Here is a 17949-nt window from a genome sequence, read left to right as displayed (position 1 = left end):
TCTTCGACTAGGGCAGAGGGACACGCGCCAGTCGGCTTAGCAGGTTATCCAGTTCCTCTACTTCAGCGGCCCACAGGACGGTTGGCATCGGCCCTAGGGCCAACAGTGCTACCAAGATGTCGGTTACTTCTTGATCACGACTACGCTCTTGGTTAAACCCCTCATTTAAGCGCTCTACCTGAATCGCCAGACGTAGCGGCTCATCGCTTTGGCGTACGCTGCCAACGGCGAGCATAGAGAGGCGAACTCTCAAGCGGGCAAGCGATTCAGCTAGCTTGGCATGATCGGCGTCTGAAAGCGGCACCGCTACGCTTTGGCGCTGCTGGTTACGTGCCTTATGCGCTTCATTAAAGGCCGCGGGTAGCGAAACGGAAAGAATCATTTGCGCGTCCACATCGCTGCAAGCGTTCTCGCTTAGCAAACGCTGGTCGGCAGCCAAATGCGCATTCACTAGCGGCATAATGGCGTGCCATTGGTGTACCGTATCAGCGACTGCTAGCCGGTTTAAGCGCTCTCGCCGAGCGCGTACAATGCCGCTCATGCGCCGCTGCATGCCTTCACTTCGACGATTTCTAGGTAGCGGTTCAAGCTGGTTAGCCTGTTCGAGAAAGTTATCCAGTATGGCGGCATCACTCGCTTCAATAGGCTGCCAGCTATCCATCTTGTCAATCAGGGTTTGCATCTCATCAAGCTGCTGTTGCTGGCGCGCTGCCTGTTCATTTTTATGCGCATCGCGCTGGGCAAAGAGTTGGTCACACTCATGACGAAAGGCCTTCCACAGCGTTTGCTCTTCGCCTTTTGGTGCACGGCCTAGCGTGCGCCACTGCTGCTGCAACTGTTTGGTTTGGTGGATACGCTGGGATAAAGGTTGGTTATCGTCGTTGCGTAGCGCAGTCACCTGGCTGATCAGTGCCTGTTTGTGTGAGGCGATGGTTTCAGCACGTTGATCAATCAGCGTTTGTAGCTGATGGCGAATAGTGCCGAAGCGACGCCCAACGGCTTCAGAGCGCTCACGGGGTACCGGGCTGAAGTGGCGCCATTGGTGGCGAGCTTTGTCGCGAATTTGCCGTAGAACGTCAGGGTCTGCGTCTTCAGCCGGCTGGGCCAGTAAGTTTTCCAACTGATCACAAAGCGCCTCGCGAGCTTGAAGGTTGGCCTCACGCTCTTCGCCTAGACGCTCTCGCCAGGGAGCGAGGCGTTCATGAATGCGCTCAGAGGCGCTGCGGAAACGCGCGGCCTGTTCGCGATTTGCGGCTGCGTCGCCTAGCGATTTCCACTCTTTGACTAGCTGTCGATGGTGGCGATCCAGCGCGTCTTCCGCCATATGCTGATCGTTGGCGAGGGCCTCAATACTGGCACACAGCTGTTCACGCTTTGGCCCAGCGACAAAACCACGCCAATCACGCAGCTCCGCTAGCCGTGCGGCTAAATGTTTTAAGCGTGTTTTAAGTGGTTGGGCATCGGGAGTTATCAGCGCTTCAATATTGGGTTTTAGGCGCTGATGCAGGCGGCTAGCACTTTTAAAAGCGCCGCGCTCTAGCAAATGCTCAAAGGTGTCGAGTTCAGCCGAATGAGCGTCAAGCGTGGCTTTATCTTCCGTTGGCTGCGATGGCGCACTGCTTTCAAGATTAAGTGCCGCTTGAGCGCGGCCCAGTAACGCGGGCGGCATTAATGTCTCGGGCCACTGGCACTGACTCACCTGTGCCGCCAAGGTGGCATGGTCGCCACTGGCCAAAGCGGTTTCGATGGAAGCGCTTAGCGTGCTCCAGCGTTGCCACGCTTCTAGACACTGATCGTAGTGCTGGATTGCTAGCGTATAGCGGTGGCGCATTGCATCGCTGGGCGGATGCATATCGGAAAGCGTTTGCCAGCGCTGGCCGAGCAGTTGGCGCTGAGCGCGTAGGCTGTCGATGTCCTGAACGGTCATCGCCGAGGCGTGACGCAGGCCATCGAGGGTTTCTTCGATCCCTTCGAGCAGTTGCTCGCGAGTGGTTTCGGCTTCGTCGCGACGCTCGTTGCTCTGCTGGCGCGCCTGTTCTTGGGTTTCATGATCGTGTAGCGTTTTTCGGCAATTGAGCAGGGCTTGGTGAAAGCGCTGCTCTTGTTCCACGCTGGGCGGTTGGTTGAGTTGCTCCCACTGGCGCTCAAGATGGCGGAAGCGGCCGCCGTAAAGTGGCTCCCAGGGCGCACGGGCGTGCTGTTCCAACTGGCTTAGCAGGGTTTCGCGCTGCTGCTCTTCAGCTTCCAGCCACTGCGCGTCGCTGCGTAAACGGTTGAGGCGCTCCCGTGCCAAGCGAACCACCTGGCGGTCGCGGCGCGCCTCTTTTAATAACCGCTTCAGCCCCTCTTCACCCTCAATGCGTTCTGCAGCCTGATGACGAACGGCGGCGACGCCGTTATGGCAGGCCTGATGAATCAGGTCACTTTCATCGTTGAGCTTGCTGAGTGCGGTCAAACGTAAATTGAGATTATCGCCCTGCAGGGCCACCGTATTTAATGCTCGCGGCTCTTTTAGGCGCTCAACCAATGCTTGGCGTTGGTGCAGGTCGGTCTGGCCTTCGCGTCCGCTGAGACGTTGGCAAACGGCATAAAACCAGGCTTCATCCTGATGATGATTTGAATAAGCATCCACAAGCCCAGCACAGTCGTCGAGGGCCAGCAGTGCGGCAAGACGAATCTGGCTATCGCTATCTTGAGCGAGCGACTGCAGCGCTTGGCGCTGATCTGTTTGTTGAGGGTCAAGTCGCTGGAGGGCCTGACGGCGTACCTCAGGGTCGGGATGCTGCCACCGAGGAGCGAACAGGCGTCTTAACAGTCCGTGCATGGATCATCCTGCTATATAAGATGCGTAGCATAAAAAAAATCAGTCGTCGGCGACTTTGATAGTTGCAGTCATCGGCGCTGTCGCTTAGTTTGGCATTACTATTCATCAAAGTACGATTCTTTGAAGCACTATTCTTTGAAGCACTATTCTTTGAAGCACTATTCTTTAAAGTACTATGATGTGATGAGCGACTATTTTCTAGACCACAATAGGTGATAGTGCGCTACCTTTATCTTACCTGAACATGACATGGAGTTCGGCCATGAGCCTTAACGTGGACAGTGCCGCAGTGGCCTTTACCTTCAAAGGCGGCATGCTGCCGATGACCGTCATGGAGTTAAGTAGTGCCGATCCGGAGCGAATCCGCCAGCAGTTGGCTGGCAAGCTCTCCCAGTCGCCTGCTTTCTTTCAGCATACACCGGTTGTGCTTAGCGTGGAAAAGCTAGATGAACCCCACTTAGCCTTAGAGCGTATTTGCGCCGTGTGCCGCGATCATAAGCTACTGCCGGTGGCGGTTCGCGGTGGCCCCGAGCCTGTACGCCAATCTGCGTGGGCGCTGGGCCTGGGCTGGTTTCCGCCGGTTGAAGAGGGCCGCGGGCGAATACTGGAGAGTGTAAGTAGCGCGCCCGTGCACGAAGTTATCCCTGAAGAGATAGCCAGCGAAGCGGAAATGCCTGCGCTTGCTACGCGTCTTTATCGTGGCACCGTTCGCTCAGGGCAGCAGGTAAGCGCTTCTGAAGGTGATTTGGTAGTGATCGGTGCGGTAAATGCTGGGGCGGAAGTATTGGCAGCTGGCAGTATCCATGTGTACGGTGCTCTGCGTGGCCGTGCCCTGGCGGGTATTCATGGCAACATTCAAGCGGGTATTTATTGCCGGGAACTGGAGGCTGAGCTGCTTTCAGTGGCAGGTAATTACAAACGTTCTGAAGATATTGATCCACAGCTTTCAGGTCGACCAGCGGAAGTTCACTTTACAAAAGAGCAGCTTGAAATTAAGCCGCTAGTCTAAGATTTTTGTATGGGCGTGCATTGGTGCTTCATGCCTAGCGACGCCGAAGATGCTATCCGTTACAGTATGGCATGTTGACGACATTGACGTTCTCGTTATACGTAGAGCGCCCATTAACTCGCGCTCGCGACGAACGACTTCAAGAAGGAAGCGACTCTTGGCTAAAATAATTGTAGTGACCTCTGGTAAAGGAGGGGTCGGCAAAACCACCAGCGCGGCGGCAATTGCCACAGGGCTTGCACTACGCGGTAAAAAAACGGTGGTGATTGATTTTGATGTGGGTCTGCGCAACCTTGATCTCATTATGGGCTGTGAGCGCCGTGTGGTGTACGATTTAGTTAACGTGATTCAAGGTGAGGCGGGCCTCAATCAAGCGCTGATTCGTGATAAACGTGTCGAGAACTTGTTTATTTTACCCGCCTCACAAACCCGCGATAAAGATGCTTTGACCCAGGAAGGCGTCGCAGAAGTTCTGGAGAAATTGAAACAAGACTTCGATTTTATTCTCTGCGATTCGCCTGCCGGTATTGAGCGCGGTGCGCAGTTGGCCATGCATTTTGCCGACGAAGCGATTGTGGTCACTAACCCTGAAGTATCCTCAGTGCGCGACTCTGACCGTATTTTAGGGCTGTTGGCCTCTAAGACGCGTCGCGCTGAGCAGGGCGAAGATCCCATTAAAGAACACCTGCTGGTCACGCGCTATAACCCCGAGCGAGTGACATCCGGTGACATGCTGACGCTTGACGATATTCGCGAAATTTTAGCGATTAATCTGCTAGGTTTGATTCCTGAGTCAGAAGCCGTTCTGCGCGCGTCTAACCAAGGTGTGCCAGTCACCCACGATATCTCTAGCGATGCGGGCCAAGCCTACAGCGACACGGTATCGCGGCTACTCGGCGAGGATATGCCGTTGCGTTTCCATGAAACGCAGCGCAAAAGCCTGCTGAGCCGCATGTTCGGAGGAGGTCGTCGATGAAACTGCTGGAGTTCTTGAAGCGTGAGCGCAGGAAATCCGCCTCGGTAGCCAAAGAACGTTTGCAAATTATTGTGGCGCATCAGCGTGGTCAGCGTGGCCAGCCCGAGTATATGCCGCTGCTTGAGCGCGAACTGCTTGAGGTAATTCGTCGCTACGTGCAAGTGGACGATGATGCTATCCAAATCTCTCTGGACAGCGAAGATAACTGCTCCGTGCTGGAGCTTAACGTGACGCTACCAAAAAGCTAAGCCAAAAAGCCGGTCCAAAGTGTTTGGCAAAGAACTAGTGCTTGGCAAAGAGCTTAAGACGCGGCGAAAGGGGTGGCGGGTGTGCTAGGCTTGGGCTTTTCATTGCCCAGCGGAGTGCTTCTTCATGGCGCCACCCAATGCTGCCCCGATCAGTTTTCTATGGCACGACTATGAAACCTTCGGAGCTGATCCGCGTCGCGATCGGCCAGCTCAGTTTGCCGCGCTGCGAACCGACGCCGAGCTAAACGAGATTGGCGAGCCAATTGAGCTTTATTGCAAGCCAGCCGATGATTATCTACCCCATCCTGCTGCCTGTTTGATCACCGGTATTACCCCGCAAAAGGCCCAGCGCCATGGCCTCCCTGAAGCAGCGTTTGCAGGCGAAATTCAGCGCCATATGAGCGAGCCCGGCACCTGTGTCGTGGGTTACAACAGCCTGCGTTTTGATGACGAAGTCTCGCGCCATCTATTTTACCGCAATCTCCTCGATCCTTATGCCCGCGAATGGCAAAACGGAAATTCCCGCTGGGATTTAATCGATATTGTGCGCGCTTTTTATGCGCTCCGCCCCGAGGGCATTGAGTGGCCGCTGCGTGAGGATGGCGCGCCCAGTTTTAAGCTGGAGCACTTAACCGCCGCCAATGGCATTGCTCATGAGGGTGCCCATGATGCAGTCGCCGACGTGCGAGCCACCATTGCGCTGGCACGCTTGCTTAAAGCGCGTAATCCCAAGTTGTTTGATTATCTGCTCGGCCTGCGCGGTAAGCGTGCGGTGGCCAAGCAGCTCGATCTGCCTGGCGCCAAGCCGCTGCTACATATTTCTCGCCGTTATCCAGCCAGCCGAGGCTGCAGTGCCTTGGTCATGCCACTGGCCGAGCACCCGACTAACCCTAACGGGGTCATCGTTTACGACTTGAGTATCGATCCCTGCGATTTGCTCAATATGTCAGCGGAGCAGATTCGTGAGCGAGTGTTTGTCAGTCAGCAGGATTTGACCGAAGGCGAGGCGCGCATTCCGCTGAAAGTGATCCATATTAATCGCTGCCCAGTGGTGTTCCCCGCGAGCGCTTTAAAGGACGTCGATGGGCCGCAAAAAGGGGAGTACGGCAGTATTGTTGAGCGTTTGGGCTTAGATGTAACGGCCTGTCGTCAGCACTGGAAAACGCTGCGCGATGCCAGCGGTGTTGCTGATAAAGTCGCCCAGGTGTTTAGTGCTGGTTATGCTGATGAGCCGCAAGATCCTGATTTAATGCTGTATTCGGGCAGTTTCTTCTCCGCAGCCGACCGCCAGCAGATGGAGAGGGTGCGTGAAATGGCGCCGTGGGACCTGGTGGGGCAACGCTTTGCCTTTCAAGACCCGCGTTTAGAAGAGATGCTGTTTCGCTTTCGTGCGCGCAGCTATCCAGACACCTTGGAAGGCGAAGAGCGTGAGCAGTGGGAAGCCTTTCGTTGGATGCGTATTAATGATCCAGCCTTGGCAGGCTTTACCCTGAAGGCATTTGCGCGGGAAATTGAGCAGTACAATCAGCAAACTCTCTCTGATCGCGAGCGGCAGATTCTGGAAGAGTTAGTGATGTTCGTGGAGGCGATGATGCCGGCCCAGGCGTTTGACGCCTGAGCCGGTGTCGATGGTCTAACCGTGCTGTTTATTCACGCATTTTAGGCAGCGCTGAGCGTGCTTCGCGGTAATCGCTTACATCGCTGGGTTCGTCGCCTGGATTAAAGCGTATATCCAGAGCGTGCTCGCGCAGCGATGGCCACAGGCTTTTTATATCCCCAAGGCTAATGTCCAGCACTAGCTCGGCCAACTGATCGCGGCGGTCGAAGCGAACGTCTTCCAGCGCCGTGGCTTGCCAGTAGCGGTTAGTCATACCCGCAAGGCTGGTATCGCGCTGGCGTAACTGGTCGTGCACCGCTTGGCGATAAGGCGCTAAATCATCGTCGCTAAGTTGTTCAAGGCGCTGATTGGCTTCGTCAAGAAACGCGTCCATGCGTTCAGCAATGGTGCCGCTGTCTACGTCGGGAGATTGCACCATGAGCGCAATGCCGGGGGCTTCGAGTAGCGGCGAATAGCCCGCATTAACGATGTAGCCAAGCTGCTGCTCGGTGCGTAACTGCTGGTAGAAGGGCGTTTCCAACCACTGGGCAATCACCGCGGTAGTGGCTTGCTCCTCTGGCGTTTGGTCGCGGCCCTGTAGATAGCGTAGCACCAAGGACTCATCTCGTGAGCTGTGAGGATGCAGCACGCTGTGCTCCTCGCTAATCGCAAGCGGCGTTAGGTTGGCGATAGCGTCGCGGGTTAGCCGCGGCCGCAGTTGGTCACGCATCAGTTGCGCCTGCTCGCGCGCTAGATCAGCGCCGAGGTTGCCGACCGCCATGGCGTCAACATACAGGTCGTTGAGAAAGCGCTGACGAAAGTCTTCCAAATGGTCACGGGTAAAGCGCTCACTCGCCTTGAGTAAATCAGCGGTGGACCACTGAGGTGTGAGTAACGCTTCGCCTAACGTGCGGCTGGCTTGGCCATAAAGCGATGCTTTTGGCGCGTTTCGCCACTCGCGTTGAAGCTGGTAGCGCACACGTTCAAAAGCGCCATCAGATATCTCTGCGGTTTTAAGTTGCTCAAGCGCTTTTTCGATCAGCGGGGTTTGGCCATCCCGCCAGCCGGAAAAAGACAGCGTCATGCCGCGGGCGTGAGGATAGGCGCTGAACGATTGACCCGCCAGCCACGCTGGGTAGAGGGATTCGTTCAAGCTGTCATTGAGCCAACTGGCAAGCAGTCTAGTAAGCACCGCTTCTTCAGCAGAGTAGCTAGCGCTTGGATTCTGTAAGCTGACGCGCCACTCAACGCTTGGGGTATTAAAACGCTCATCCTGCATATGCCAAGCGCTAAACGATGGTGTATCGACCAGCAGGCTGGGGCGCTCATCCTGGCCCTCTAGTAGCGTTAAGTCGCTGGCGATAAACGGGTTGGGGCCGGGAAGGGCTAAGCCGCTAAGGGCCTGGCCCGGCTGGTCAGGCGTTTGCTCGCGCCACTGGGCATTGAACCACGGCGAGACGGTATCGCTTTCGACATCCGGTGCCGAGTAGAAACGCAGCATGTTATCCGGCGTTAACGCGTTTAAATAGGCCTGCTGGAGTTCTGCATCGGGGCCATCCATGCGGTAGGCCGCGTACTGAACGTCTTCTACCGGGTAGCGCGACAGACTCATGGAGAGGCGTGTGGCTTCCTGCTGCGGGGCGCCATGTTGCTGGAAGCGGAAGGCCTGTTCATTGAGGTCTGCTTGTTCCTGGTAACGCCACTCAGCGAGGCCGTCGTTGCGCAGTTGCTCGATCGCCGCAAACAGGGTGGCTTCAATATCGTCAAGGCGCTTGGTGCCTGCGGGCGTTAGGCTGATGGAGACTGTAAACAGCGCTTGGTTGCCATCACCGCGGCCAACGCCGGCGGAAAGCCCGTCGGCAAGCCCAGCATCGCGCAGTACGGCTAGCAGGCTGCCTTCACCCTCATCGCCAAGCAGGTGAGCGATTACCTGGGTGGGTTTTGTGCGGTAGTCGTCGGTGGGGTCGGGTACCGGGAAGTAGAAGCGTAGCTGTCGACTATCCTGCAGCGACTGGCGCTCGATATAGCGCGGCAAGGTAACTGAATCCACCAGTGGCGCTTCAATGGTGGGTACGCTTAAGTCATTGTCGGCAATGCCAGCGAAGCGTTCAGCGACCAGCGTTTCCAATTGATCCAGCGGCTGCGGCGCCACAATCGCCAGGTTCATTACATTGGCATCGTAATGGTTATGGTAGAACTCAATCACCCGCTCACGCAGTGTCGGTTCGCCTTTAGGCGGGCTGGCTAACGTATCTCGGCTGCCTACGGCAAAGCCGGTTGTTGGGTTGTCCGGGTTGAGTAGCTGATTTAGCACATCATTCTCACGACGCGACTCGTCGCGAATACGGGCCATATATTCAGAGTGAACGATATTGCGCTCGCTCTCTAAATGGTCCGCGTTGAACAGCGGCGACAAGAAAAACTCGCTGAAGCGGTCAAGCGCACCCGCTAGCGCCGATGGCTCAATATCAAAGAAGTAGTTGGTATCCTGCTGCGCGGTAAAGGCGTTGTGGGAACCCGCATTATTGGAAATGTAGCGCTGGTAACCGTCGGATTCGGGGTAGGGTTCGGTGCCTAGAAACAGCATATGTTCGAGAAAATGCGCTAATCCCTGAAGATCATCGGGATCTTGGGCGCTGCCGACCCGTACATTCATCGACGCTGCCGCTTTGTCCGCTTCTGGGTCGCTGACCAGTAATACATTGAGGCCATTTTCAAGCGTCAAAACACGGTAGTCGCGGCTGTCATATGGGCTAATGATCGGAGTGACCGTATCAGTAATGGCGTCGGCAACGGCGTCATCATTCGCGGCGAAGGCGAGTGGCATCATCGCGATGCTGGCAATGACGCCAAGCAGCGCGCGCTGGGGGGGAAGCCGCCAGCGGGTTAAGCAAGTGGATTGCAACATTACAGCTCCTGTGACACAGCCCAGCGCAGCATCGACCCAGTGGGGTGGGCACAAGCCGATGACTGGTAGGCGGGGTTGTTGACATGTTTAGATACCGGAAAAGCGCCCAACAGTTCCAAAGGGGCGGGCGTTAACAGCGAATTAAGTGTTTCTAAATCCGTGTCCGGGTCGAGCCATGCGTCAAGCGCCTGGCGGGGAATGATGGCTGGCAAGCGGTCGGATAGCGGTGATAACAGCACGTTAGCAGGCACAGTGATCAGCGCGGCTGAGTCGGCAAACGCCGTCAACGTCGTATGGTAGCGGCACCACAAAGCTCCCAGCAGTAGCGGTGCCCGCGAGACCTGGGTGACTAAATAAGGCTGTTTGCTGCGCGGCTGGGTTTTCCATAAATAAAAACCGCTGACGGGAATCACGCAGCGGCGGGCGTTAAAGGCGTCGCGAAACATGGCGCGTGACTCAAGGGTTTCAGCCCGAGCGCAGTGTGGCGCATGATCTAACACTTCCAGCCAGGGCGGCGTAAGCCCCCAGAAAAGCGACGACAGCCGATACTGTCCCTGCTCTAAGCGGATCGCCGAGACGGGGCTTCGGGGCGCTAGGTTGGGTGATTCCACCAGCGGTTCAGCGGTATCCAGCGTTGGCAATAAACGGGCCAGCGGTAAGTTTTGCACATGCAGTCGCCCCGTCATACCTGTCTCCTTAAGCAAAAACGTCGTGGAAGTAACCCTGGATAGCGGGGGGGCTTTGTGCAATTAAGCACGAAATGGTGTGTTTTAGTGTCGAAAACAGTGTTCGATGTAAGGTATCCTATCGTATCCCCTGCTCCCGCTAAAGTGCAGTGAGGCATTCCTCCTCGTTTGTCGTTGACCTTAAGAGATCGCCATGGCCCGTCCTAGACAGCATGTGCCCGATGCCCTCCACGCGCAGGTCATGCACGCTTGTGATGAATGGTTGGCTGAGCAGCCAGTCCACGGCCTTTCACTGCGTGCCCTGGCCAGAGAGGTCGGCTGCGCGCCCAGCACGCTGCTCAAGTTATATGGCAGCTTCAATAACTTATTGCAGAACGTCAATGTGGAAACCTTGGCGCGGTTACAGCACACCATTACTAGCTTAGTTGATGATGACCCAGAGCCCTGGCTACGCTCGCTGGCGCTTGCCTATTGGCGATTCGCGGAGCAGGACTGCTACCGCTGGCAGCTGCTTTTTGATTACCCGTTGGCTCAAGAGGGCGAGCTGGATCAGCGCCAAAGCGACTTGATTGAAGCACTGTTTACCCAAGTAGAAGCATCGATTAAGGCTTATCAGCCAGCGCTGGATGATCTCGAAGCCCGTCGCTTGGGGCGCACGCTGTGGGGCAGCGTTCACGGGCTCGTGCAGTTGGGGCTGAATGAGCGCCTAGGTTACTGGCAGGGCCAGCAACTGAAGGTAGATGAACTGCTGGACCAACTGATGAGCACTATATTGGCCGGCCTGCGCCACCGTGAGGCGGCGACGTGAAGGGCGGCGTCAGCGCATTTCGGCACCTCTTGCGGTGGCTTATTTTTGTCTCAATGCACCTCTGCTACCGGCTGCAGGTTCATGGATGCCAACATATTCCTAAGCACGGCGCCGCGCTGGTAGTGTGTAATCACGTTAGTTTCATGGATGCCTTGGTGCTCGGTGGCGCTAGCCCGCGGCCGCTGCGCTTTGTGATGGATCAGCCAATTTTTGACTCTCCGTGGCTTAAGTGGTGGTTTCAGTTGGTTGGCGCTATTCCTATTGAGTCGGAGCGGCGCAGCCCTGGTGCAATACGCCGTGCCCTGGATGACGTTAGCGAGGCGTTGCGCCAGGGGCAGGTCGTGATGGTGTTTCCTGAAGGACGGCTAACGCCCGATGGCGAGATTCATGCCTTCCGACGTGGCTTAGAGACAATTCTGGCTCGGGATGACGTCCCGGTGATTCCTGCCGGGTTGGCAGGCCTATGGGGCTCGTGGACCTCCCACCATGGTGGGAAGGCGCTTAAGAAATGCCCTAGGCGCTTTCGGGCGCCGGTGAGTTTACACTTTGGGCCGCCGCTTAACCGCCTGGATGCCGATGATATGGCGCTGCGGCGGTTTCTGGAGGCGCGGGTCAGAGCGCTAAAAGCGGCGGCGGATCAGGATCTCGCCAATCGGCGTTAACCCTTGCTAATATCGCCTAGCGGCGCGGGGCTCGCAGCTTTTGCCAGCAGCGCGCTGAAGTGATGAGGTTGTCGCGAATCTCCAGAATCTCCATACGCATATTGCCAATCTGCAGGCACGCAGGGCCTTCTGGAAACGCCTCAAGGTGCTCAAGAATTAAGCCATTGAGCGTTTTGGGGCCGTCGGTAGGTAGCTGCCAGCCAAGCATCTTATTAATTTCACGGATATTGGCGGTGCCTTCAATCACATGGCTACCGTCGTCCTGCTGGTGAATCTCTTCATCCTCAGAGACATCGGTGGTGAACTCGCCCACGATCTCTTCCAGAATATCTTCCAGCGTTACCAGGCCTTCCACATCGCCATACTCATCCACCACGATGCCAATGCGACGCTTCTGTTTTTGGAAGTTGAGTAGTTGGGTATGCAGCGGCGTGGACTCAGGAATGAAGTAGGGTTCGCGCGCCTCCTGGACAATTGACGCTTTAGTCACTTCGTCGCGGGAGAGAAAGCGTGCCGCGTTGCGCAGATGCAGCATACCGATAATGTTATTGATATCGCCTTTATAAACCGGCAGCCGGGTATGTTGGCTAGTACGAATCTGAGTCAAAATATCTTCAAGCGAATCGTCCAGGTCGATGCCCAGCACCTCGTGGCGCGGCACCATGATGTCATTAACCGTGACGTTCTCAAGGTCAAGAATCGATAGCAGCATCGCCCTGTGGCGGTAGGGGATCAGCGTGCCTGCTTCGTGCACCACCGTGCGAAGCTCGTCGCGGGTTAGGCTGTCACCGCCGTTGTCGACGCTTTTTACGCCCACTAGCCGGAGTAGGCCGTTGGACATTACGTTAACCAGCCAGACCAGTGGATAGAGCAGTTTTAGCAGCGGCTCAAGGGCGTAGGACGTAGGGTAGGCAATCCGCTCTGGCTTGATGGCGGCGTAAGTCTTCGGCGTGACCTCGGCGAAAATCAGAATGGTGATGGTCAGCAGGGCAGTGGAGATCGCAGGTCCCGAGACGTCGCCGAAGAAGTGAATGGCGATAATGGTGGCAATTGACGCCGCTAGGTTGTTGACAAAGTTGTTGCCAATCAGGATAACCCCGATTAAGCGGTCGGGTCGGGTGAGCAGACGCATGACCCGTTTGGCTCTGCGGTCACCGCTGTTGGCTTGATGGCTCAAGCGGTAGCGGTTAATCGACATCATGCCGGTTTCAGAGCTGGAGAAGAAAGCAGAAAGCAGTATCAGTAAGGCTAGCAGGCCGAACAGTAACCCCAGGGGGAAGTCGTCGCTCAAGTCGAAAAGTCCTTTGTGGCGAATTAGGCTCGATTTGTAGAAGGTCGCGAGTGGTGTGTCAAGACAACCAAAGGCGCGGTTGCGCCTCTTAATAGGTTGAGGCGTTATCGATTGAGCAGCTATCGATTAAGTAGCTATCGATTAAGTACAATCTCAAGTACGAACTTGCTGCCAAAGTAGGCTAACACCAGCAGGCCACAGCCACCCAGCGTCCAGCGCACGGCACGCATGCCGCGCCAGCCAAAGCGGTAACGGCCAATCAGTAGCGTTGTGAAAATTACCCACGCCAGCAGTGATAGCACGGTTTTGTGGGCCAAATGCTGGGCAAAGAAGTTGTCTAAAAAGATCAGGCCGCTAGCGATCGATAGGGTAAGCATGATAATGCCTGCCCACACCAACTCGAAAAGTACTCGCTCCATGGTCGTCAGCGGCGGCAGCGATTGCACGATGCCGCGAATATGATGATGGCGTAACGCTTGGTTCTGCAGGCCGACTAATACGGCTTGAACGGCGGCAATCGCTAGCACGGCAAACGCCAGTGCAGAGCTCACCGCATGCAATAAAATACCCGGTGTTAAACCGGTGTGGCCGCCCTGGTTAGGCAACCATGTCGCTGCTATTAGCGCTATTCCCGCCAGCGGGAACAGTGCAATACCGGCGTTAAGAACAGGTTTAAACAGGCTGGCGACCAGCACGACGTTCACCGCGACCGCCATCAATAGCGTGGCGCTAGTAGTGAAGCCCGGCAGCAGGCCGGGGGACTGGCCAATCAGTTTGATCGCTACGGGAATGTGCAGCAGCAGGCCTAGTACGGCGAGCACGCGCACCATGCCCTGGCGAGGCGGCACGCGCCGGAAAAGCGTCATACCCTGCCAAATAGCAGCGGCGACATAAAGAACAAAAGCCATCGTGGCGAAGGGGAGCGCCTGCATGATGCTATCCGTGCGCCTTGCAGCGCGTTGCTGTGAAAAAAGATCATTAAATGTAGTGGCTACTATAACGAATCCAAGCCGCGTCGCCCAGCAGGGCAGGTGCATGAAAATAGGTAAACACACGGGAGGAGTATTTAGGAGTGCCAGGGAAAGGTGTAAGCAAGGGTCTTTCGCCATGGCCGGAAAATTGTTCCCGACAATTCCGGCATTTCCGCCATCCATGGCGGTCAGATGGCGACTTGCGCTGGTCGTTTGCAGTAGGGTCGCTGGCACTCTCCCATGGAGACTCAAAGCATGAGCGCGTATAATCTTTTTACTAATTAGTCCAGGGCGTGCGCGCCAACGGCAGTGACGGAGGCAGAGAGGCCCCATGTTCCAGAATCTAAGTGAGCGTCTTTCCCAGACGCTAAAATCGATTAAAGGTCAGGCTCGCCTGACCGACGACAATATTAAAGATACCCTGCGCGAAGTGCGCCGTGCGCTGCTTGAGGCCGACGTTGCGCTGCCGGTTATCAAGGAGTTCATTGAGCGCGTACGCGAGCGGGCGGTAGGGCAGGAAGTATCCAAAAGCCTGTCGCCAGGCCAGCAGTTCGTTAAAATCGTCCAGCAAGAGCTGGAAGCGATTATGGGCGAAGCCAACGATGGCTTTGTGCTTAAAGGCTCCCCCGCCGTTGTGCTGATGGCCGGTCTGCAGGGCGCGGGTAAAACCACCTCTGTGGCCAAATTGGCCCGCTACCTGCGCGAGCGAGAGAAGAAAAAAGTATTGGTCGTGTCTGCCGACGTCTATCGCCCGGCAGCCATTGACCAGCTAGAAACCCTGGCCAAAGAGGTTGAGGTGGATTTCTTCCCCTCTCGCTCTGACCAACAGCCGGTAGCGATTGCCGAAGCGGCCATCAAGCACGCCAAGATTCAGTTCCACGATGTCGTTCTGATCGATACCGCCGGTCGCTTGGCGATTGATGAAGCCATGATGGCGGAGATCCAGGCGCTGCATAAAGCAGTCTCGCCCCAGGAAACGCTGTTTGTCGTCGACGCCATGACTGGCCAGGATGCCGCCAATACGGCTAAGGCATTTAGTGAAGCGCTGCCGCTGACTGGGGTGATTCTGACCAAGGCCGACGGTGATGCTCGTGGTGGCGCGGCGCTGTCGGTGCGCCACATTACCGGTAAGCCTATCAAGTTCATGGGTGTCGGCGAAAAAGTTGACGCCCTGGAGCCGTTCCACCCGGACCGAGTCGCTTCGCGTATCCTGGGTATGGGCGACATGCTGTCGTTGATCGAGGAAGCCGAGCGTACCGTTGATCAATCCAAAGCCAAGCAGTTGGCCAAAAAGGTCAAGAAAGGCGATGGCTTTGATTTGGAAGATTTTCGCGATCAGCTCCAGCAGCTCAAGAAAATGGGCGGCATGGGCGGCCTGATGGGCAAGTTACCCGGCATGGGGCAGATGGCTGAAATGGCGCAAGGTCCCGGCCCTGAAAAAGAGATGGGTAAGCTGGAAGCGCTGATTAATTCCATGACACCCAAAGAACGTCGCAAGCCCGATATTATTAACGGTTCGCGCAAACGCCGCATTGCCGCTGGTGCAGGCCTGCAAGTGCCTGATCTGAATCGTCTGCTCAAGCAGCATAAGCAGATGCAGAAAATGATGAAGAAGGCCGGTCAGAAGGGCGGAATGCAGAAGATGATGCGCGGCATGTCCGGCATGATGGGCGGCGGTGGTCCTGGTGGGCCAGGTGGAATGGGCGGGCCCGGTGGCATGGGTGGTATGGGTGGCCCTGGCGGATTGCCCCGCCGTTAATGAGCGGTCAGCTCGCTGGGTAAGGTTGACGGCCTATGAGTTTTCTGGCTGTCAGGCTTTCCAAGCTGGGCGCATTTGCGTAGAATGCGGCCTCTTCATGCGTGGGTGTTGCGTAAAAACGCGTAAATCGCGGTGGCAGCGCTCCTCAGTGAAGGCCTTTATATAGCCCTTAGCACGACTATATAGCCCTTAGCACGACTATATAGCCCTTAGCACGACTATATAGCCTTTAGCACGACGAGTGTTCCGATAGCGAATAGCGCTAACAATACACTCTCGTAACCTCAACCGAAGGATAGTTATCGTATGGTTACCATTCGTTTGGCCCGTGGTGGCGCCAAGAAGCGTCCCTTTTACCACCTGACCGTTACCGACTCGCGTAACGCTCGCGACGGTCGTTTCATCGAGCGTATTGGCTTCTTCAACCCGGTTGCCCGCGGTCAGGAAGAGCGTCTACGCGTTGATCTAGACCGCGTTGTTCACTGGCAGAGCCAAGGCGCCCAGCTTTCTGGCCGTGTTGCTGAGCTGGTTAAAGAAGCACGCAAACAGGCGTAAGCCTGCTTGTCGAGCCTGTAGTTTGAAATCTGTAGTTTGAAATCTGTAGTTTGAATGAGTGCTGTAGCTAGCTGAGGTCGTCAATGACGCGTTTTGAGAGTAGCCAAACTGACGACACACATGTGGTGCTAGGCAAGCTGACTAGCCCTTATGGGGTGAAAGGTTGGCTCAAGGTGTACTCGTACACCAGCCCGATGGACAGCATTCTAGATTACCCGGAATGGTGGGTGCGCCAAGGTGAAATCCTTAAGCGCGTTAGCATTGTTCAGGGGCGTCGGCAGGGTAAAGGACTTGTGGTGCAGTTGGAGGGAGTCGATGACCGTAGCGCGGCTGAAGCGTTAGCCCAAACGGACATTATGATGCCCAAACAAGCACTGCCTGAACTCTCTGACGACGAGTATTATTGGCATGAGCTTGAAGGCATGGCTGTCTTCACTCAGGCCGGCGAACGGTTAGGACAGGTAAGCTATCTGTTTGAAACTGGCGCCAACGATGTCATGGTGGTTCGCGGCGATTCTGAGTCAATCGACAAGCGCGAGCGGCTGCTGCCCTTTTTGCCAGACGACGTCATTATTGAAATCAGTACCCAAGAGGGCCGTATGGTCGTCGACTGGGATCCTGAGTTTTGACCAAACTTATGAATAGTTTGAGTAGTGATGTTGCTACTGACTCGATAGAGCCAGAACTTGGTGAAAACGGGCTTGAAGAAAACGAGCTTGGTGAAAACGGGCCTGGTGAAAGCGAACTGGGTGAAAGCGAAGCAGTGTCGCCTGCAATGTGGATCGGCGTTGTGTCGTTGTTTCCCGAGATGTTCGACGCGCTAACGCAGCAAGGCGTGGTTGGCAGAGCGGTAGACAAACAGCGTATTGCGCTGGAGTTTTGGAACCCGCGGGATTACGCCACTGACCGCCACCGCAGCGTAGATGATCGTCCTTATGGCGGTGGTCCGGGAATGTTGATGAAAGTCGACACTCTGCGCGCAGCGATTTTTGCCGCCCGTGAGCGGGCGCAACAAGCCACCGGCTTAGTGCCGACAGTGATCTACCTCTCGCCCCAAGGGCGTAAGTTGGATCAGCAGGGCGTTCAAGCACTGGCTTCCGCCGGACCCTTGGTGGTCGTGGCAGGGCGCTATGAAGGCATTGATGAACGCGTGGTAGAGAGTGACATCGATGAAGAGTGGTCGATTGGCGACTATGTACTGAGCGGCGGTGAGCTGCCAGCGATGGTGCTGATTGATGCAGCGGCAAGGCTGATTCCCGGCGTATTGGGCCATCAGGACTCCGCTGTCGAAGACTCGTTTAATGACGGTCTGTTAGATTGCCCGCACTATACCCGTCCAGAAGTCATCGACGGGCGCCAAGTGCCGGATGTGCTGTTAAGCGGGAATCATGCAGCCATCAAGCGCTGGCGGTTAAAGCAATCACTAGGCCGGACATGGCAACGCCGCCCGGATCTTTTGGAAGGGCGAGCATTAGATGCCGAACAGCGCAAGCTGTTGAACGAGTTTATCGAGGAACACGCTCTGTCCACTAAGTAGTTGCTTTTCAGCTACGTTGTTTTTAACGACATTGTTTTTAACGATGAAGTTTTTCAACTACTTAGAGCAGAGCGGCGGTGCAGGGCGAAAATGCGCACCTGTGTCACCCATAACGACT

General features: G+C 56.0%; 15 protein-coding genes. 10 read left to right on the top strand and 5 right to left on the bottom strand.

The genetic code is table 11. The features are described 5' to 3' along the window. Positions 1-7: 7 nt before the first annotated feature. Positions 8-2824 (bottom strand): DUF349 domain-containing protein, encoded by a 2817-nt coding sequence (locus tag QT230_RS06275; RefSeq protein ID WP_308320720.1) that lies wholly within the window; start codon positions 2822-2824, stop codon positions 8-10. A 262-nt stretch (positions 2825-3086) separates the two neighbouring features. Between QT230_RS06275 and minC the strand changes: the two genes are divergently transcribed. The 4 genes from minC to sbcB all read left to right on the top strand — a co-directional run bounded on the left by minC (position 3087) and on the right by sbcB (position 6675). Then, a complete protein-coding gene (gene minC / locus QT230_RS06270) occupies positions 3087-3833 on the top strand; it encodes a septum site-determining protein MinC (protein ID WP_308320719.1) in 747 nt (248 codons plus the stop codon). Between the two features lie 157 nt (positions 3834-3990). Next, entirely contained in the window at positions 3991-4809 is an 819-nt protein-coding gene (minD, locus tag QT230_RS06265) for a septum site-determining protein MinD (RefSeq protein WP_308320718.1), read from the top strand. Then, entirely contained in the window at positions 4806-5057 is a 252-nt protein-coding gene (gene minE, locus QT230_RS06260; RefSeq protein ID WP_308320717.1) for a cell division topological specificity factor MinE, read from the top strand. Before minD ends, minE begins: the two co-directional genes overlap by 4 nt. A gap of 124 nt (positions 5058-5181) precedes the next feature. Next, positions 5182-6675, top strand: a complete 1494-nt coding sequence (sbcB, locus tag QT230_RS06255; protein WP_308320716.1) for an exodeoxyribonuclease I — start codon at positions 5182-5184, stop codon at positions 6673-6675. A 28-nt stretch (positions 6676-6703) separates the two neighbouring features. Here the strand turns inward: sbcB and QT230_RS06250 are convergent, their stop codons facing one another. Together QT230_RS06250 and QT230_RS06245 are read right to left on the bottom strand one after the other, a co-directional pair. Continuing rightward, entirely contained in the window at positions 6704-9484 is a 2781-nt protein-coding gene (locus tag QT230_RS06250) for an insulinase family protein (protein ID WP_374694445.1), read from the bottom strand. A 77-nt stretch (positions 9485-9561) separates the two neighbouring features. Further along, positions 9562-10248 (bottom strand): SOS response-associated peptidase, encoded by a 687-nt coding sequence (locus tag QT230_RS06245; RefSeq protein ID WP_308320714.1) that lies wholly within the window; start codon positions 10246-10248, stop codon positions 9562-9564. A gap of 193 nt (positions 10249-10441) precedes the next feature. On the opposite strand from QT230_RS06245, the gene QT230_RS06240 reads away from it, so the two are divergent. After that, entirely contained in the window at positions 10442-11056 is a 615-nt protein-coding gene (locus QT230_RS06240) for a WHG domain-containing protein (RefSeq protein ID WP_308320713.1), read from the top strand. 53 nt (positions 11057-11109) lie between these two features. Beyond that, entirely contained in the window at positions 11110-11718 is a 609-nt protein-coding gene (locus QT230_RS06235) for a 1-acyl-sn-glycerol-3-phosphate acyltransferase (protein ID WP_308320784.1), read from the top strand. A 16-nt stretch (positions 11719-11734) separates the two neighbouring features. Here the strand turns inward: QT230_RS06235 and QT230_RS06230 are convergent, their stop codons facing one another. Together QT230_RS06230 and QT230_RS06225 are read right to left on the bottom strand one after the other, a co-directional pair. After that, complete coding sequence (locus QT230_RS06230; protein ID WP_009288263.1) at positions 11735-13009, bottom strand: HlyC/CorC family transporter; 1275 nt, start codon at positions 13007-13009, stop codon at positions 11735-11737. Between the two features lie 134 nt (positions 13010-13143). Next, positions 13144-13941: a cytochrome c biogenesis protein CcsA gene (locus tag QT230_RS06225; protein WP_308320712.1), complete on the bottom strand. Its 798-nt coding sequence runs from the start codon at positions 13939-13941 to the stop codon at positions 13144-13146. 370 nt (positions 13942-14311) lie between these two features. Here QT230_RS06225 and ffh point away from each other — a divergent pair, with 370 nt between their 5' ends. From ffh to trmD, 4 genes are all read left to right on the top strand, one after another. After that, positions 14312-15739 carry a signal recognition particle protein gene (ffh, locus tag QT230_RS06220; protein ID WP_308320711.1) on the top strand — a complete coding sequence of 476 codons (1428 nt, stop codon included), beginning with the start codon at positions 14312-14314 and terminating at the stop codon, positions 15737-15739. 306 nt (positions 15740-16045) lie between these two features. Next, a complete protein-coding gene (rpsP, locus tag QT230_RS06215) occupies positions 16046-16294 on the top strand; it encodes a 30S ribosomal protein S16 (protein ID WP_007111767.1) in 249 nt (82 codons plus the stop codon). A gap of 83 nt (positions 16295-16377) precedes the next feature. Further along, the gene (gene rimM / locus QT230_RS06210; RefSeq protein ID WP_308320710.1) at positions 16378-16923 is read left to right on the top strand and encodes a ribosome maturation factor RimM; all 546 of its coding nucleotides are present in this window, start codon (positions 16378-16380) and stop codon (positions 16921-16923) included. A gap of 146 nt (positions 16924-17069) precedes the next feature. Continuing rightward, a complete protein-coding gene (gene trmD, locus QT230_RS06205; RefSeq protein WP_308320783.1) occupies positions 17070-17831 on the top strand; it encodes a tRNA (guanosine(37)-N1)-methyltransferase TrmD in 762 nt (253 codons plus the stop codon). Positions 17832-17949 lie beyond the last annotated feature (118 nt).

This window comes from Halomonas sp. SpR8, assembly GCF_031010195.1.
Classification (GTDB): Bacteria; Pseudomonadota; Gammaproteobacteria; order Pseudomonadales; family Halomonadaceae; genus Vreelandella.
The sequence above is the reverse complement of the archived record's forward strand: the minus strand, read 5'-3'. Positions and strand labels throughout refer to the sequence as shown.

What these genes read in the sequence shown, in the direction of transcription:
- QT230_RS06235 (WP_308320784.1), top strand. Translation starts at nt 11,110, where the DNA reads ATGCACCTCTGCTACCGGCTGCAGGTTCATGGATGCCAACATATTCCT.
- QT230_RS06240 (WP_308320713.1), top strand. Translation starts at nt 10,442, where the DNA reads ATGGCCCGTCCTAGACAGCATGTGCCCGATGCCCTCCACGCGCAGGTC.
- sbcB (WP_308320716.1), top strand. Translation starts at nt 5,182, where the DNA reads ATGGCGCCACCCAATGCTGCCCCGATCAGTTTTCTATGGCACGACTAT.
- trmD (WP_308320783.1), top strand. Translation starts at nt 17,070, where the DNA reads ATGTGGATCGGCGTTGTGTCGTTGTTTCCCGAGATGTTCGACGCGCTA.
- rpsP (WP_007111767.1), top strand. Translation starts at nt 16,046, where the DNA reads ATGGTTACCATTCGTTTGGCCCGTGGTGGCGCCAAGAAGCGTCCCTTT.
- QT230_RS06275 (WP_308320720.1), bottom strand. Translation starts at nt 2,824, where the DNA reads ATGCACGGACTGTTAAGACGCCTGTTCGCTCCTCGGTGGCAGCATCCC.
- QT230_RS06245 (WP_308320714.1), bottom strand. Translation starts at nt 10,248, where the DNA reads ATGACGGGGCGACTGCATGTGCAAAACTTACCGCTGGCCCGTTTATTG.
- QT230_RS06250 (WP_374694445.1), bottom strand. Translation starts at nt 9,484, where the DNA reads ATGATGCCACTCGCCTTCGCCGCGAATGATGACGCCGTTGCCGACGCC.
- minE (WP_308320717.1), top strand. Translation starts at nt 4,806, where the DNA reads ATGAAACTGCTGGAGTTCTTGAAGCGTGAGCGCAGGAAATCCGCCTCG.
- ffh (WP_308320711.1), top strand. Translation starts at nt 14,312, where the DNA reads ATGTTCCAGAATCTAAGTGAGCGTCTTTCCCAGACGCTAAAATCGATT.
- QT230_RS06225 (WP_308320712.1), bottom strand. Translation starts at nt 13,941, where the DNA reads ATGCAGGCGCTCCCCTTCGCCACGATGGCTTTTGTTCTTTATGTCGCC.
- rimM (WP_308320710.1), top strand. Translation starts at nt 16,378, where the DNA reads ATGACGCGTTTTGAGAGTAGCCAAACTGACGACACACATGTGGTGCTA.
- minC (WP_308320719.1), top strand. Translation starts at nt 3,087, where the DNA reads ATGAGCCTTAACGTGGACAGTGCCGCAGTGGCCTTTACCTTCAAAGGC.